At 55.8% G+C, this 16,147-nt stretch carries 14 protein-coding genes; 10 read left to right on the top strand and 4 right to left on the bottom strand.

Going from position 1 to position 16,147, the window contains the following annotated elements:
- Positions 1-70: 70 nt before the first annotated feature.
- Positions 71-1,606: a murein biosynthesis integral membrane protein MurJ gene (gene murJ / locus ACSIPU_RS19815; RefSeq protein WP_004101058.1), complete on the top strand. Its 1,536-nt coding sequence runs from the start codon at positions 71-73 to the stop codon at positions 1,604-1,606.
- A gap of 53 nt (positions 1,607-1,659) precedes the next feature.
- Here the strand turns inward: murJ and ACSIPU_RS19810 are convergent, their stop codons facing one another.
- Positions 1,660-2,874 (bottom strand): MFS transporter, encoded by a 1,215-nt coding sequence (locus ACSIPU_RS19810; protein WP_004112155.1) that lies wholly within the window; start codon positions 2,872-2,874, stop codon positions 1,660-1,662.
- A 109-nt stretch (positions 2,875-2,983) separates the two neighbouring features.
- On the opposite strand from ACSIPU_RS19810, the gene ACSIPU_RS19805 reads away from it, so the two are divergent.
- The gene (locus tag ACSIPU_RS19805; protein ID WP_004112158.1) at positions 2,984-3,919 is read left to right on the top strand and encodes a LysR family transcriptional regulator; all 936 of its coding nucleotides are present in this window, start codon (positions 2,984-2,986) and stop codon (positions 3,917-3,919) included.
- A gap of 35 nt (positions 3,920-3,954) precedes the next feature.
- On the opposite strand, the gene rne is transcribed toward ACSIPU_RS19805, so the two are convergent.
- The gene (gene rne / locus ACSIPU_RS19800) at positions 3,955-7,209 is read right to left on the bottom strand and encodes a ribonuclease E (RefSeq protein WP_017146133.1); all 3,255 of its coding nucleotides are present in this window, start codon (positions 7,207-7,209) and stop codon (positions 3,955-3,957) included.
- 697 nt (positions 7,210-7,906) lie between these two features.
- On the opposite strand from rne, the gene rluC reads away from it, so the two are divergent.
- Entirely contained in the window at positions 7,907-8,860 is a 954-nt protein-coding gene (rluC, locus tag ACSIPU_RS19795) for a 23S rRNA pseudouridine(955/2504/2580) synthase RluC (protein WP_098992436.1), read from the top strand.
- An 11-nt stretch (positions 8,861-8,871) separates the two neighbouring features.
- Here the strand turns inward: rluC and ACSIPU_RS19790 are convergent, their stop codons facing one another.
- Together ACSIPU_RS19790 and ACSIPU_RS19785 are read right to left on the bottom strand one after the other, a co-directional pair.
- Entirely contained in the window at positions 8,872-10,017 is a 1,146-nt protein-coding gene (locus ACSIPU_RS19790) for a dienelactone hydrolase family protein (protein ID WP_004101071.1), read from the bottom strand.
- A 222-nt stretch (positions 10,018-10,239) separates the two neighbouring features.
- Positions 10,240-10,824, bottom strand: a complete 585-nt coding sequence (locus ACSIPU_RS19785; RefSeq protein ID WP_004101073.1) for a Maf family protein — start codon at positions 10,822-10,824, stop codon at positions 10,240-10,242.
- Positions 10,825-10,965: 141 nt separating this feature from the next.
- Here ACSIPU_RS19785 and yceD point away from each other — a divergent pair, with 141 nt between their 5' ends.
- The 7 genes from yceD to acpP all read left to right on the top strand — a co-directional run bounded on the left by yceD (position 10,966) and on the right by acpP (position 16,123).
- Positions 10,966-11,487: a 23S rRNA accumulation protein YceD gene (yceD, locus tag ACSIPU_RS19780; protein ID WP_004101075.1), complete on the top strand. Its 522-nt coding sequence runs from the start codon at positions 10,966-10,968 to the stop codon at positions 11,485-11,487.
- Between the two features lie 16 nt (positions 11,488-11,503).
- Complete coding sequence (rpmF, locus tag ACSIPU_RS19775; protein WP_004101077.1) at positions 11,504-11,677, top strand: 50S ribosomal protein L32; 174 nt, start codon at positions 11,504-11,506, stop codon at positions 11,675-11,677.
- A gap of 202 nt (positions 11,678-11,879) precedes the next feature.
- Positions 11,880-12,977: a phosphate acyltransferase PlsX gene (gene plsX / locus ACSIPU_RS19770; RefSeq protein ID WP_024274027.1), complete on the top strand. Its 1,098-nt coding sequence runs from the start codon at positions 11,880-11,882 to the stop codon at positions 12,975-12,977.
- Between the two features lie 53 nt (positions 12,978-13,030).
- Complete coding sequence (locus tag ACSIPU_RS19765; protein WP_004101080.1) at positions 13,031-13,984, top strand: beta-ketoacyl-ACP synthase III; 954 nt, start codon at positions 13,031-13,033, stop codon at positions 13,982-13,984.
- 15 nt (positions 13,985-13,999) lie between these two features.
- Entirely contained in the window at positions 14,000-14,929 is a 930-nt protein-coding gene (fabD, locus tag ACSIPU_RS19760) for an ACP S-malonyltransferase (protein ID WP_004112164.1), read from the top strand.
- 12 nt (positions 14,930-14,941) lie between these two features.
- Complete coding sequence (gene fabG / locus ACSIPU_RS19755) at positions 14,942-15,676, top strand: 3-oxoacyl-ACP reductase FabG (protein WP_004101082.1); 735 nt, start codon at positions 14,942-14,944, stop codon at positions 15,674-15,676.
- 210 nt (positions 15,677-15,886) lie between these two features.
- Positions 15,887-16,123, top strand: coding sequence for an acyl carrier protein (gene acpP, locus ACSIPU_RS19750; protein WP_000103754.1), 237 nt, complete (start codon positions 15,887-15,889; stop codon positions 16,121-16,123).
- Positions 16,124-16,147 lie beyond the last annotated feature (24 nt).

The raw sequence follows: 16,147 nt of genomic DNA, 5'->3' as shown, positions 1-16,147 counted from the left end.
TAGACTATCGCCACTTTCCAGCGCCCGCCTGAGCGGGCGTTTTACTCCGGGGTTGTGGAATAACACGTTAATGAATCTTTTAAAATCACTGGCGGCCGTCAGTTCGATGACCATGTTTTCGCGCGTGCTGGGTTTTGCGCGCGATGCGATTGTGGCGCGTATTTTTGGCGCAGGGATGGCCACCGACGCCTTCTTCGTTGCTTTCAAACTTCCGAATCTATTACGGCGTATTTTTGCTGAGGGCGCGTTCTCACAGGCTTTTGTGCCGATTCTGGCGGAATATAAAAGCAAGCAGGGTGAAGATGCGACCCGGGTTTTCGTCGCCTATGTTTCGGGCTTGCTGACGCTGGTGCTGGCGCTGGTGACCATCGCTGGTATGCTGGCGGCACCGTGGGTGATCACCATCACCGCGCCGGGATTTGCCAATACGCCCGAAAAGTTCGCCCTGACCACTCAGCTCTTGCGCATCACTTTTCCCTATATTCTGCTGATCTCCCTGGCTTCACTCGTGGGCGCCATCCTGAATACCTGGAACCGCTTTTCGGTGCCTGCTTTTGCTCCGACTTTCCTGAACGTCAGCATGATTGGTTTTGCGCTGTTTGCCGCGCCCTACTTTAATCCGCCGATGCTGGCCATGGCGTGGGCGGTGACGGTTGGCGGTATTTTGCAGCTTGCCTGGCAGCTGCCGCATTTGAAGAAAATCGGCATGCTGGTGCTGCCGCGAATCAACCTCAAAGATGCTGGCGCGGTGCGGGTGGTGAAACAGATGGGGCCGGCGATCCTCGGCGTCTCGGTTAGCCAGATTTCCCTGATCATCAATACCATTTTTGCCTCGTTCCTCGTCTCCGGCTCGGTGTCATGGATGTACTATGCCGATCGCCTGATGGAGTTTCCGTCCGGCGTGCTGGGCGTGGCGCTGGGGACCATTCTGCTGCCTTCTCTGTCCAAAAGTTTTGCCAGCGGCAATCACGACGAATACTGCCGTTTGATGGACTGGGGATTGCGCCTGTGCTTTCTGCTTGCGCTACCGAGCGCCGTGGCGTTAGGGATACTGGCCAAGCCGCTGACGGTCGCGTTATTCCAGTACGGAAAATTTACCGCCTTTGATGCCGCGATGACTCAGCGCGCGCTGGTCGCTTATTCCGTTGGCCTGATGGGACTCATTGTGGTGAAGGTACTGGCTCCCGGCTTCTATTCGCGTCAGGACATTAAAACGCCGGTGAAAATTGCCATCGTCACGCTGATCATGACGCAGGTTATGAACCTCGCCTTTATTGGTCCGCTAAAGCATGCCGGTCTGTCATTGTCGATTGGCCTGGCGGCCTGCCTTAACGCCGGGCTGCTCTACTGGCAGCTGAGGAAACAGAAAATTTTCACCCCTCAGCCCGGCTGGTTCCTGTTCCTGCTGCGCCTGGTGATTGCCGTCATCGTGATGTCTGCGGCGCTGCTGGGCGTGATGTACCTGATGCCGGAGTGGTCGCAGGGGACGATGCCGTTCCGCCTGCTGCGTTTGATGGTAGTCGTGGTAGCGGGTGTCGTCGCCTATTTCGCGACGCTGTTGCTGCTGGGCTTCCGCGTCAAAGAGTTTGCTCGCCGCACGGTCTGAGTTCTCTTCCTGACACAAAAGCCGCCCTGTATTGCCAGCAGGGCGGCTTTTTTTTACCTGACGGTTCGTTGCGCCGAAACGACCCTCGCGCTTTCTATCAGGCGGATGCCGAGGGCGATAGCGCCGGTAATGACGGCGAGAGTCACTACACCGCTCCAGCCTGCTATCACATACAGTTTGCTTCCCAGCACTGAGCCGAGCGACATTCCGATAAACACGCCGGTAAACAACAGCGCATTGAGACGACCGCGCGCCTGAGGCTCCAGACCATACACCAGGTTCTGGTGCGCCACGAGGCTGGATTGCAGTCCAAGGTCAAAACCGACGGCCGAGATGGCAATCAGGATCAGCTGGCCATGCGGCGGTAGCGCAGGCAGCAGAAACATCAGGGCAAAAGAAACGGTAACCAGCGCCGCGCCCATTTGCGTGACTTTTTCGGCTCCGAATTTATCGGCCAGGCCGCCAGCCAGCGGGGCGGCGAGCGCCCCGGCAGCGCCTGCAATACCAAAGCCGCCGGCTACCGCGCTGCCCATTTGATAGTGCGCCAGTAACATGACCGCCAGGGTGGACCAGAATGCGCTGAAGGCGATAGAGAGGAACCCCTGGGCGAATGCGGCGCGACGCAGTGCCGGATAGCGTTTCCACAGGTGGGCCATCGATTTTATCAGCTGCGGATAAGTCAGGTTTGAGTGAATTTCAAAGCGCGGCAGCACGCGCCACATCAGCAGACCAATCAGTGCAATACTGACCGCAGCGGCCTGATACATCACCCGCCAGCCGAATAGCGCACCCACCAGCCCGCTCACCGTCCGTGACAGCAGGATCCCCAGCAGCAGGCCAGTCATGACCGTACCCACCATTTTCCCTTGTTTACCCGCAGGAGCCAGAATCGCGGCAGCTGGTACGATATCCTGCGCCATTGTCGCAGCCATCCCGATCAGCAAACTAACCATCAACAGAGAGGTGAGCTGACCGGTAAGGCTGCAGAGCAGCAACAGGACCGCCAGCGCGGCGCTTTTCATCAGGATCAGCTTTCTGCGATCGTGACGGTCGCCAAGCGGTAGAAGGAAAAGTATACCCAGCGCATAGCCCGCTTGAGTCAGGGTCGGAACCAGACCCATACCCTCAACGCTCAAATGCAGGTTTGCTCCCATTAGCGGCAGCAGCGGCTGCGCGTAATAGATAGCGGCAACGCTGAAGCCTGCGCCGAGCGCAAGGATAAAAATTACCCAGCCGGCTGCGCGGGAGGTGAGTGGTGTCGGTGTCATGAATGATTCCTCTTAGAAGCGATGGCGCTATTTTTCCCGTAATGAGGCTGGCGCGGTAGATAGCCCGGTGGTAAAACGGTTATACGCTAAACGTATAGGCAGAATAAAAATGAAGAAGCAGGAGCGTATAGATCGTATCGAATTGATGCGTACGTTCATTCGGATTGTCGAAGCCGGGTCTCTCTCCGCTGCGGCGGTCCAGATGAACACGACCCAGGCGACGGTAAGTCGACGACTCCAGTCGCTGGAAGGGCTGCTCGGCGCAAAGCTGATCCTGCGTACCACCCATGCGATGAAGCTGACCGATGACGGCGAGCGCTGTTACCAGCATGCCCGACAGATCGTCGATGCGTGGCTGGCGCTGGAAGACGACCTGCGCATCACCGATGACCGTCCGGTGGGGATATTAAGGGTACGGGCGCCGCATGCGTTTGGTCAGCAGCAGCTGCTGGGGCCGCTGGTGGACTTTCTGCAGCGCTATCCCCAGCTATCGGTCGAATGGATGCTGAATGATAAAAACGTGGATTTCCTGAGCGATGGCATCGACTGCGCGATTCGCGTGGGGGCTGAGGTGGATCCGGCTACGGTGTCGGTCCTGCTGGCCGAGGTGCCGCGCAGCGTAGTGGCATCGCCGTCGCTGCTGGCGAACTATCCGCCGTTAACCGAGCCGCAGGAGATGTCGCTGCTGCCCTGGGTAGCCATCAGCACGTTCTATCAGCATGAGGTGATGCTGCAATCAGAGGTGGATGAGCAGCTTACAACCTTTAGCATTGCTCCGTGCCTGAGTACCGACAGCGTACATGTCGCCCGCAATACCGCGCTGGCGGGGCTGGGCGCGGCGATTGTTTCGAGCTGGGCGGTAGCGGAGGATATTGCCGCCGGGCGGCTGGTGGAGCTATTCCCGCAGTGGCGTGCCTCTCCGCTGCCGGTACATCTTGTCTATCCCTGGGCACGCTATTATCCGACGCGGTTGCGTAAGTTTCTCGATTTGATGCGCGAGGTTATGCCGCAGATTGCGGGGATGCAGCGACCGGAAGGGGAATAAAAAAAGACCGGCCGCTGGGGCCGGTCTGGTAGGCGTTACTCTACGGGCTGCGGACGGGTAGGCCCGGCAGCGGCTTTATGGGTCGCGCTATGGCCACCAGCAGCGCCCTTACCGTCAAAATCAAAGCTCGGGCGAACCCAGTCGCTTTGACGAGGCGCTTCAGGGACGTAGTCTGGCGCAGGCGCGCGGGTCATCGGCGCGGTGGCGTGACGATTGGCGACCTTAACGACCGGCACAGTCGTGACAACAGGTTGAGTCTTCACTACCGGCTCTGCCGCCGGTGCCGGCTCAACCACCGGTTCGGAGACGACAGGCGCTTCTTCAACAGCGGCCGCGGCTTCTTCAACCGCAGCAGGTTCAGCGACCGCTGCTTCCGGCTCGACAGCCTCTTTCGCCACGACGTCGACAGCTTCTGCGACAACCTCTTCGGCGACGGTTTCATCAGCCTCGGCAATCAGCTGCGGCTGTTCATCAACCGGTGCGGCGATAGCTTCCGGGTGCGTGGTTTCGACAACCGGAGCTTCAGGTTCGTTCATCATCGCCACAGGCTCAGAGATGACGACCGGCTCAACAACGCGCTCTTCAACTATCTCCGGGGCAACCACTTCAGAGACAGCCGGTTCAACGGCGGCCGCAGGGGTGATAACGGGGTCAACCGCGGTGGTAGCGAACTCCTGTACCTGCGCTTCTTCTTGCTGCTGGTCCTGCGGGCGAACGACAGGGTAACGGATCCACACTTTACCAGATGCCATTTCCGGCGATGCGCAGGCTACGGTCAGCGGCATCGGGGATTGCGTCGGGTAACGCTCATCACGGTAGCGACGACGGCGTTGGCCGCTTACGCGCAGGTGACGAGGGGAACGGCGCGAACGACGCGGCATACCGTTAGCTTCGCGTGCTTCGCCAGTATCGTCATGTTCCGCAGCGGTTTCAACAACTGCCGGCAGGTCGACTTTCGCCAGTTCCGTGCGCGGAGCTGCGGCCTCGGGTTGGACGGCTGGCGCTTCGATGACCTGAGGCGCGGCTACCGGCTCGACAACCTGCTCAGCGGCAGCAGATTCAATACGTACCTTCTGCGACAGCTGGCGCGGCTTGCGGCGCGGCATGGTCTGCACGCGTTCTTCCTGCTCGCTATCCTGTACGACCGGTTCTTCACGAGTTTGCGCTTTAGCTTCCTGCTGAACCTGACGCTTCTCGTCGTTACGACGGCGATTGCGTTCACGGCGCGGCGGTTGATCATCGCGAGCTTTGCCTTTATCGCTATCTTCTGCCGTTGTCTGGCGGATGTCGCGAGGTTCGACGTTCTGCTGCTTCTCGCGGCGGTTACGGCGGTTTTCTTCGCGAGATTCACGAACTTCGCTATTCTCGGCACGATTGTCGCGGTTGTCACGATTATCGCGGTTATCCCGATTATCGCGGCGGTCGTTGCGATCGCGGCGGTTGTTGGCGCGCGGTTTGCGACGTTCCTGCTGGCGCTCGGATTTCTCCTCCGCTTTTTTCTCAACCTGGACTTCAGCCGGCTTAGTTTCTTCTGCGCCGGAGAAGATATTTTTCAGGGCGCTGAAGAAGCGTGCAACCAGACCCGGCTGCGCTGGCGCTGCCGACTTAGGTGCGGAAGCGGCTGGTGTTCCGACGGCAACCGTAGCTTTAGCAGGCTCTTGCTGAGCCGGCGCTGGTGGGGCATCAGGCATGACAAAAGCGGCCAGCGCCGGTTGCTCCGGAAGTTTACGCTCGGCCGGCTCTTCATCAGAAGGCATAGCCATCTCTTCTTCGTGCAGTTTCGGCAGCAGATAGCTCAGCGTGGAGGTCTCTTCACCCTTACGTACGCGCAGAACGGAGTAGTGCGGCGTTTCCATCTGATCGTTTGGCACGATGATGACGCGTACATCGGCCTGGCGGGTTTCAATGGCGCTTACCGCAGCACGTTTTTCGTTCAGGAGGTACGAAGCAATCGGCACCGGAACGATAGCGTGAACTTCTTTAGTGTTCTCTTTCAGCGCTTCTTCTTCGATCAAGCGCAGAATGGAAAGCGACAGCGATTCGTTATCGCGTACGGTACCCGTTCCGCTACAGCGCGGGCAGACGTGATGGCTGGACTCGCCAAGCGACGGGCTCAGACGCTGACGCGACATCTCCAGCAGGCCAAAGCGTGAAATGTGGCTGATCTGGATGCGCGCTCTGTCCTGGCGTACGGCTTCGCGCAGGCGGTTTTCTACCGCACGCTGGTGACGTACCGGGGTCATATCGATGAAGTCGATAACGATCAGACCGCCGAGGTCGCGCAGGCGCAGCTGGCGAGCAATTTCATCGGCCGCTTCCAGGTTGGTGTTAAACGCCGTTTCTTCGATGTCGCCGCCGCGGGTAGCACGGGCGGAGTTGATATCGATAGCGGTGAGCGCTTCGGTGCTGTCGATTACGATAGAACCGCCAGAAGGCAGGCGCACTTCACGCTGGAAAGCGGATTCAATCTGCGACTCGATTTGGTAGTGGCTGAACAGCGGAATTTCACCGGTGTACAGCTTGATTTTGCTGCTGAAATCCGGACGCCCAAGAGCCGCGATATGCTGGCGCGCCAGCTCAAGCACTTTCGGGTTGTCGATAAGAATTTCGCCGATATCCTGACGCAGATAGTCGCGGAAAGCGCGCACAATCACGTTACTTTCCTGATGGATCAGGAACGGAGCAGGGCGGCTTTCAGCGGCTTTCTGGATGGCTTCCCAGTGCTTCAGGCGGAAGCTTAAGTCCCACTGCAGCGCTTCGGCGGATTTGCCGACGCCAGCGGTGCGAACGATAAGTCCCATGCCATCCGGCAGCTCAAGGCTGGCCAGCGCTTCTTTCAGCTCGGTACGATCGTCACCCTCGATACGGCGTGAAATACCGCCAGCGCGTGGGTTATTCGGCATCAGTACCAGGTAGCTGCCCGCCAGGCTGATAAAGGTGGTCAGCGCGGCGCCTTTATTGCCGCGCTCTTCTTTATCAATCTGCACAATCACTTCCTGACCTTCACGCAGCACGTCCTTGATGTTAGGGCGGCCGTGGGAACTGTAGTTGGCAGGGAAGTATTCGCGGGCAATTTCTTTAAGAGGGAGGAAACCATGACGCTCGGCGCCATAATCAACAAACGCGGCTTCGAGACTAGGTTCAATACGAGTGATTTTGCCTTTGTAGATGTTCGCTTTTTTCTGTTCGTGCCCGGGGCTTTCGATATCCAGGTCGTACAGGCGCTGCCCATCAACAAGGGCGACGCGCAACTCTTCCTGCTGAGTTGCGTTGATTAACATTCTTTTCATCGTAACTTACTCATTATTCTTACATTGACGACTAAGCTACGGGCAGAGTAACGCCTTACCGGGGGAAACCGATGGCCTCGTGTCTGTTTCACGTCGCCAACCTCACGGTTGTCGCGCGCTTAAGAGGCGCAGAGTGTCGGTCGCCTGTATTTCAAACGGAAACACAGCGCAATTATCAGGGGAACTGCCTGGGATGTATCACCAGAGAAGATTCCATTTATACCCATCGTTTTTCAAGCAGCAGGCGTGGCGGCTTAACCTGCTCATTCTAATCATTTGATCGAAATGAGCGCCGGGATATCCCAGTGTGAACGCCTTCCTGCGACGTGAAATCCATAGAGCCTGTACCGGTAAGGACTGCAACCCGCAGCCCGCTAACTGTCTGAAAGATCAATACGTCTTACGCCATTGCTGCGTTGATGATCGGTCAGACAAAATTGGTCATTCCGCTAATTTCTTGTTCTAACAAGTTTCAGCACGGAAAACGGCATCATTATTCCATTGCTAAGCTCGTTATAGCAAGTTGACTTTCACCTTTTATCACCCGGTTACCCACAGTTTTTTCACCCGCGTATACGGATTGTTCTAATAACAAACAAAACGATGATGAAGCATGCGGCGAAAACCGGATGATAATAAATATAAGCATATAAAAATGAGTGGCGCTAATGCGTCGGGCTATTTAGAATCGCGCACCATGAAAACTGAGATCCCAAGCGTAAAAATGGTTGCCATTGCTGATGATGAAGCAGGGCAACGTATCGACAACTTTTTGCGTACGCAGCTGAAGGGCGTACCAAAGAGTATGATTTATCGCATCTTGCGAAAAGGCGAGGTGCGGGTCAATAAAAAGCGCGTCAAGCCTGAGTATAAGCTGGAAGCCGGCGACGAAGTGCGCATTCCGCCGGTCCGCGTCGCGGAGAAAGAAGAAGAGGCGGTCTCTCCCCACCTGCAGAAAGTTGCTGCGCTGGCCGATGTGATTTTATATGAAGACGATCATATTCTGGTGCTTAATAAACCTTCCGGGACAGCGGTACACGGCGGCAGCGGGTTGAGCTTCGGCGTGATTGAAGGTCTGCGCGCGCTGCGCCCGGAAGCGCGCTTCCTTGAGCTGGTGCATCGCCTCGATCGCGATACCTCTGGCGTTCTGTTGGTCGCCAAAAAGCGTTCCGCGCTGCGTTCCCTGCACGAGCAGCTGCGCGACAAAGGAATGCAAAAAGACTACCTGGCGCTGGTGCGCGGGCAGTGGCAGTCCCACACTAAAGTGGTGCAGGCTCCGCTGCTGAAGAATATTCTGCAGAGCGGTGAACGCATCGTGCGGGTTAACCAGGAGGGGAAACCGTCGGAAACGCGTTTTAAAGTCGAAGAGCGTTATCCCCATGCGACCCTGGTGCGCTGCAGCCCGGTAACCGGCCGTACCCATCAAATCCGCGTGCATACCCAATATGCCGGTCACCCTATCGCTTTTGACGATCGCTACGGCGACCGGGAATTCGATAAGCAGCTGTCAGGCACCGGCCTTAACCGGCTGTTCCTGCATGCGGCGGCGCTGAAGTTTACGCATCCGGGGACAGGGGAAGTGATGCGTGTTGAAGCGCCTTTAGATAACCAGCTTAAGCGTTGCCTGCAGGTTTTACGTAACACGAAGTGATACGGACTTGCTCAGGGCTTGAGCCACTTATCAAGCCAGGGGAACACTTCATCCTGCTGTTCTTGATAAAAGACGTGGCCCAGTTCCGGCCACGTTCTGGTCTCCAGCTTATCCTGCGCGTTCTGTGACGCCCATACGTTATGCACCTTAGCGAAGGCGTCATTAACGGCTGCAGCGGGAAACAGCTTATCCTGCCCTCCGCTATAAATCAGCATCGGCCTGGGCGCTGCAATGCTGGCGATGTCGGGAATATCAAGATGTCCGGCCAGGCCCGGATGAAGCATATAAAACGCCGATTGACCGCGCAGAACGTTGTTGCCTGGCTGCATCAGGCCGTTCCAGGTACCGAACCAGGAGATCGCGGCAGTGGCGGCGACTTTGTCAGACAGGGCGGCCAGTTGCCAGGCGCGAAAACCGCCCATTGAAAAACCCAGTACCCCGATGCGTTTATTATCAACCTCTTTTAACGTACTGACGAAATCCACGGTTCGCAGATCTTCATAGGCGACTTCCCCTGCCAGCGAGCGCCCAAGGTTAAAATAGTTACTGGCCAGCGCCTGCTGCTGCTCGTAGGTCATGGGGCCGCGATCCCCCCAGCCCGGGCTATCAATGGCGATGACAACATACCCGCGCTGCGCCAGCTCATCGCCGATGAACCGACCGCTGAAAAATTTATCTGCCCATGCCTCGGCGCTGGCCAGGCGTGCGGCATCCCGCAAAGGACGAATCAGTTTCTCCTTGCCTATGTCAAATTTTGAGCCATGGTCGTGCAGCAGGACAATGGCCGGGTGAGGGCCTGCTGATTTGGGCGTTAACATCAGAGCGGCAATCCGGTTTTCATCTGTGACGTTAAATGCCAGTTTCTCGGCGCGATAGGTGCCCCGATCTTCGCTCATCAGCGTTTGTGGGGTGAACGGGCTTGCTGATGTCGGCGTTAGCAGGGATTGCCGAAGCAGCGTGCGGGCGTGCTCTCGCCATTGATCGAAATGACGATACTTTCCAGAGAGCCACGAGTCCGGATACGTCATCTGCGCTTTCAACTGTTGCCAGGAGGCGGGTAAATTGCCTTCTACGACGCCCTGGCGCTGCCAGTCGCTCGCGTTGACGCTGGCGGCGGCCAGCAGGGTGAGGGTCAAAAGCGTAGCGCGAAAAGGCATAGTGGCTCCATTTTTAAAATAAAACGTTGTTTTATTATTTTAATGGTGCGGCAAAAATAAACTGTGACAGGTAAGGCATTACTGTTGTGGGGGAGTACGCGTTGAACTGCTGCGTGGCGTTAAACAAACTCGACGCGGATGGATCTGTGACTTAAGTTATTGATAAACGGCGTTATGGCATCGGGAAAAACACACCCTCTCCGATGCCATGCGTCATTATGTTCAGGTGAGCAGGGGATTGAATCCTTCCCGGCGCAGCATTTGACATAACGCGATGAGCGGTAAACCGACCAGCGCGTTAGGATCGCGGCCCTCGAGTCTCTCGAACAGCGTGATGCCTAATCCTTCGCTTTTGAAACTGCCGGCGCACTGCAGCGGATTTTCTTTGCGGATATAGCTTTCAATTTCCCGATCGCTTAAATGGCGGAAGTGGACGTCAAAGGGTTCACATTCAGTTTGTAGATGACCCCTGGCAGAGTTATATAGCGCGAGGCCGGTGTAGAACGTGACGATGGTGCCGCTGGCCTTTCTCAACTGGCGATGGGCGTTCTCTTCGGTATGCGGTTTGCCGGTAATTTCACCGTCCAGGACACAAACCTGATCGGAGCCTATAATGAGGTGCTGCGGATAGCGTGCGGCGAGGGCCTGCGCTTTTGCCTGCGCCAGACGCATCACCAGCTGGCGGGCGGGCTCGCCGGGCAGCGGGGTTTCATCTACGTCCGGCGCCGCGCATTCAAAAGGCACCGACAGCTTTTCCAGCAGCATTCGCCGCCAGGGCGAGGTTGACGCGAGGATCAGTTCAGACATATTTTTTCATCCACATATAGCGCTTCGCAGAGCATCATTTTAAACTATGCGCCGCAATGTGTGCGAATAAATGGCAAAAGGCAACCTGAGGCTGCCTTTTTCTTTGACTCTATGACGTTACAAAGTTAATATGCGCGCCCTATGCAAAAGGTAAAATTACCCCTGACTCTCGATCCGGTTCGCACGGCTCAAAAGCGCTTAGATTACCAAGGTATCTATACCCGTGATCAGGCTGTGCGCGTCGCTGATTCTGTTGTCAGCGTGGACAGCGATGTGGAATGCAGCATGTCGTTCGCTATTGATAACCAGCGTCTTGCCGTTTTAAGCGGCGATGCGACGGTGTCGGTAACCCTCGAATGTCAGCGTTGCGGGAAACCGTTCCCCCATCATGTTCACACAACGTATTGTTTCAGCCCCGTCAGAAATGACGAACAGGCCGAGGCACTGCCGGAAGCGTATGAGCCGATTGAGGTTAACGAATTCGGTGAAATCGATCTGCTGGCGCTGGTTGAAGATGAAATTATCCTCTCCTTGCCTGTAGTTCCGGTGCATGATTCTGAACACTGTGAAGTGTCCGACGCGGACATGGTCTTTGGTGAACTGCCTGAAGAGGCACAAAAACCAAATCCATTTGCCGTATTAGCCAGCTTAAAGCATAAGTAATTGAGGAGTAAGGTCCATGGCCGTACAACAGAATAAACCAACCCGTTCCAAACGTGGCATGCGTCGTTCCCATGACGCTCTGACCGCAGTCACCAGCCTGTCTGTAGACAAAGCTTCTGGTGAAAAACACCTGCGTCACCACATCACTGCCGACGGTTTCTACCGCGGTCGCAAGGTTATCGCTAAGTAATCACGCATTACTCCATGGATTTCGCGTTGCAAGAAGACGCAAGCGAGAGAAGCGCCGGGAGCATAGCTCACTATGTGACTGGTGTGAACGAGCGCAGTCAACGCACTTGCAGCGCGAAAGACGAAGAGTAAAAGCGTGATGAAGCTTAGTGAGGATCTCCCCGGGTAACTGGGGAATAACCGAACCGAGCAGCGACGATACCTTGACACGTCTAACCCTGGCGTTAGATGTCATGGGCGGGGATTTTGGCCCTTCCGTGACAGTGCCTGCAGCATTGCAGGCACTGAACTCTAATTCACAACTCACACTTCTTTTAGTCGGCGATCCCGACACTATCGCGCCATTACTTGCCAAAGCTGATTTTGAACAACGTTCACGTCTGCAGGTTATCCCTGCGCAGTCAGTTATTGCCAGTGATGCCCGGCCCGCGCAAGCGATTCGCGCCAGCCGCGGTAGCTCAATGCGCATTGCGCTGGAGTTAGTAAAAGAAGGGCGGGCGCAGGCCTGCGTCAGCGCGGGTAATACCGGAGCGCTAATGGGGCTGGCGAAGCTGTTGCTCAAACCCATTGAGGGGATTGAGCGCCCTGCGCTGGTTACCATGCTGCCGCACCAGCTGAAGGGCAAAACGGTGGTGCTGGATTTAGGCGCCAACGTGGATTGCGATAGCACTATGCTGGTGCAGTTTGCCGTCATGGGGGCGGTCCTTGCGGAAGAAGTTATTGGTATTAAGGATCCCCGCGTTGCGCTTCTGAATATCGGCGAAGAAGAGATGAAAGGTCTCAGCAGCATTCGCGACGCGGCGGCCGTTTTGAAAACTTTGCCAACCCTCAACTATATTGGGTATCTGGAAGCCAACGAGTTGTTGACGGGGAAAACGGATGTGTTGGTTTGTGATGGATTCACGGGCAACGTCACATTAAAAACGATGGAAGGTGTTGTCAGAATGTTCCTTTCACTGTTGAAATCACAGGGAGAGGGGAAAAAAAGGTCGTGGTGGCTGCTTTTATTAAAGCGTTGGTTACAAAAAAGCCTGTCGAGGCGATTCAGTCACCTCAACCCCGACCAGTATAATGGTGCCTGTCTGTTAGGATTACGCGGTTCCGTGATCAAAAGTCATGGGGCTGCCAATCAGCGCGCTTTTTGCGTGGCGATAGAGCAGGCAGTGCAGGCTGTGCAGCGGCAGATTCCTCAGCGAATTGCCGCTCGCCTGGAATCTTTATACCCTGCAGGTTTCGAATTGCCTGAGGACGGCAGAAGCGGGAACGCCAGGCCTCAAAGCCCGGTGACCGGAAACGACTGACGCCTCGCAGTTTGAGTTAACCAGGTATATTACCCAAGAGTGACTGAGCGTACATGTATACGAAGATTATTGGTACCGGCAGCTATCTGCCTGAGCACGTGCGTACGAACGCTGAACTGGAAAATATGGTCGATACGTCAGACGAGTGGATTGTCACTCGTACCGGTATCCGTGAGCGTCGTATTGCCGCGCCGAACGAAACAGTTGCTACCATGGGCCTTGAAGCCGCTAAGCATGCGCTGGATATGGCGGGCGTAAAGCCGGAGCAAATTGGTCTGATTATTGTTGCGACCACCTCCGGTACCCATGCGTTTCCCAGCTCGGCTTGCCAGATTCAATCAATGCTGGGTATTAAAGGTTGCCCGGCCTTCGACGTCGCTGCGGCCTGCGCGGGTTTCACCTACGCGCTCAGCGTTGCCGATCAATACGTGAAAAACGGCGCGGTCGATTACGCGCTGGTGATCGGCGCTGATGTTCTGGCGCGTACCTGCGATCCTGCCGATCGCGGAACCATTATCATTTTCGGCGACGGCGCAGGTGCCGTGGTGCTGGGGGCTTCCGAAGAGCCGGGTATTATCTCTACGCATCTGCATGCGGATGGGAGCTACGGCGAACTGCTGACGCTACCGAACGCCGATCGCGTCGATCCGGAAAACCCGATCTTCCTGACCATGGCGGGCAACGAAGTCTTTAAAGTGGCCGTGACCGAGCTGGCTCATATCGTCGATGAAACTTTAGCTGCGAATAATCTCGAGCGTTCGTCGCTGGACTGGCTGGTACCACATCAGGCTAACCTGCGTATTATCAGCGCCACGGCGAAGAAGCTGGGCATGTCGATGGACAACGTCGTCGTCACGCTCGACAGGCACGGTAATACTTCAGCCGCTTCTGTGCCTTGTGCGCTGGATGAAGCCGTGCGCGATGGCCGCATTCAACGTGGTCAGCTTATTCTGCTGGAAGCCTTTGGTGGCGGTTTCACCTGGGGTTCCGCGCTGGTTCGTTTTTAGGATAAGGATTTAAACATGACGCAATTTGCTTTTGTTTTCCCGGGACAGGGCTCTCAGAGTGTCGGGATGCTGTCAGATATGGCGGCCGCTTACCCGGTAATCGAAGAGACGTTCCGTGAAGCCTCTGCGGCGTTGGGTTACGATCTGTGGGCGCTTGCACAGCAGGGCCCGGCGGAAGAATTAAATAAAACCTGGCAGACCCAACCGGCGCTGCTGACCGCTTCCGTTGCGCTCTATCGCGTCTGGCAACAGCAGGGCGGAAAAGCGCCGATGATGCTGGCTGGCCATAGCCTTGGCGAATATTCAGCGCTGGTATGCGCGGGCGTTATCAATTTTTCCGACGCCGTTCGCCTTGTTGAACTGCGCGGTAAGTTCATGCAGGAAGCGGTTCCGGAAGGTACCGGGGCGATGTCTGCGATCATCGGTCTTGACGATGCTGCGATTGCGAAAGCCTGCGAAGAGTCTGCCGAAGGGCAGGTGGTTTCTCCGGTGAACTTTAACTCGCCGGGTCAGGTCGTTATTGCCGGTAATAAAGAGGCCGTAGAACGCGCAGGGGCGGCCTGTAAGGCTGCAGGCGCTAAACGTGCTCTGCCGCTGCCGGTCAGCGTCCCATCCCACTGCGCGCTGATGAAGCCCGCAGCGGAGAAACTGGCCGTTGAGCTGCAAAAAATAACCTTCAACGCGCCAGCTATTCCAGTCGTGAATAACGTTGACGTGAAAAGTGAAACGACGCCTGAAGCTATTCGCGATGCCCTTGTCCGTCAGCTGTATAGCCCGGTTCAGTGGACCAAAACCGTTGAATTTATGGCATCACAGGGCGTAGAGCATCTGTATGAAGTTGGCCCGGGTAAAGTCCTCACCGGTCTGACTAAACGTATTGTTGACACCCTGACCGCTTCCGCGCTTAACGAGCCGGCAGCTATGTCTGCGGCGCTTGAGCAATAAAAGAGGAAAACCATGAGTTTTGAAGGAAAAATCGCGCTGGTTACCGGTGCAAGTCGCGGGATTGGCCGCGCAATCGCTGAGACGCTCGTTGCCCGTGGGGCAAAAGTTATCGGTACTGCGACCAGCGAAAGCGGCGCGCAGGCGATTAGCGATTATTTAGGTGCTAACGGGAAAGGCATGCTGCTGAATGTGACCGATCCTGCATCTATCGAATCTGTTCTGGGAAATATTCGCGCAGAATTTGGTGAAGTTGATATCCTGGTGAACAATGCCGGGATTACTCGTGATAACCTGTTAATGCGCATGAAAGATGACGAGTGGAACGATATTATCGAAACCAACCTGTCATCTGTTTTCCGTCTGTCAAAAGCGGTAATGCGCGCTATGATGAAAAAGCGTCATGGACGTATTATCACTATCGGTTCTGTGGTTGGTACCATGGGAAATGCGGGTCAGGCCAACTACGCTGCGGCGAAAGCGGGTCTGATTGGCTTCAGTAAATCACTGGCTCGCGAAGTTGCGTCCCGCGGTATTACTGTAAACGTTGTTGCTCCGGGCTTTATTGAAACGGACATGACGCGTGCGCTGACCGATGAGCAGCGTGCGGGTACGCTGGCGGCAGTTCCTGCGGGGCGCCTTGGCTCTCCAAATGAAATCGCCAGCGCGGTGGCATTTTTAGCCTCTGACGAAGCGAGTTACATCACTGGTGAAACTCTGCACGTCAACGGCGGAATGTACATGGTCTGACCGAGATTTGCGCAAAACGTTCAGGAACCGCGCAGTCCGTGCGGTTCTCTGTAATGTTTTGTACAAAATCATTTGCGTTATGAGGGCAAACAGCCGCAAAATAGCGTAAAATCGTGGTAAGACCTGCCGGGATTTAGTTGCAAATTTTTCAACATTTTATACACTACGAAAACCATCGCGAAAGCGAGTTTTGATAGGAAATTTAAGAGTATGAGCACTATCGAAGAACGCGTTAAGAAAATTATCGGCGAACAGCTGGGCGTTAAGCAGGAAGAAGTTACCAACAATGCTTCCTTCGTTGAAGACCTGGGCGCTGATTCTCTTGACACCGTTGAGCTGGTAATGGCTCTGGAAGAAGAGTTTGATACTGAGATTCCGGACGAAGAAGCTGAGAAAATCACTACTGTTCAGGCTGCCATTGATTACATCAACGGCCACCAGGCGTAAGTGAACATCTCCAGGCGGTCACTC

It is taken from the genome of Klebsiella sp. HN106 (assembly GCF_051209435.1).
GTDB lineage: Bacteria > Pseudomonadota > Gammaproteobacteria > Enterobacterales > Enterobacteriaceae > Klebsiella > Klebsiella oxytoca.
This window is presented reverse-complemented; position numbering and strand designations above follow the sequence as displayed.